Annotated in this window: 1 protein-coding gene; it reads left to right on the top strand. The window is 48.4% G+C overall.

Annotated elements, in window-relative coordinates:
• The coding region (locus tag lacNas_RS13850; RefSeq protein WP_201335796.1) for a MucBP domain-containing protein at nucleotides 1-407 on the top strand (407 nt) is incomplete at both ends.

The following is a 407-nucleotide window of genomic DNA, read 5'->3' as shown; positions in this document are numbered from 1 at the left end:
ACTCCAAACGAGCCAACTCCGACCGTACCAGGCTACTCAACTGATGTTCCGAACGTAACTCCGGAAGATCCAACTAAGGACACTCCTGTTGTTTACACTCAGAACAAGTATGGTCTGACTGAAAAGTTTGTCGATGAAGACGGCAATGAACTGTCACCGAGCGTAACGAAGGGGACTGAGTACAAGACTGGTGACAGCTACGATGTAACGAGCGATGCCAAGGTAGTTACCGGCTACGTTCTGGTTAATACGACTGATACCACTGGTACTTTCGATGAAAGTGACAAGACTGCTGTCTTCACTTACAAGAAGGTCGGTAAGATCATCCCTGTAGATGAAAACAACACGCCAATTCCAGGTGCAGATACGCCGACTTACGAGAACGACCCAGACGACCCAACCAAGGT

Source organism: Lactobacillus nasalidis (genome assembly GCF_016587775.1).
Classification (GTDB): domain Bacteria; phylum Bacillota; class Bacilli; order Lactobacillales; family Lactobacillaceae; genus Lactobacillus; species Lactobacillus nasalidis.
Note: the sequence above shows the minus strand (reverse complement) of the source record. Positions and strands in the feature narration are given on the sequence as shown.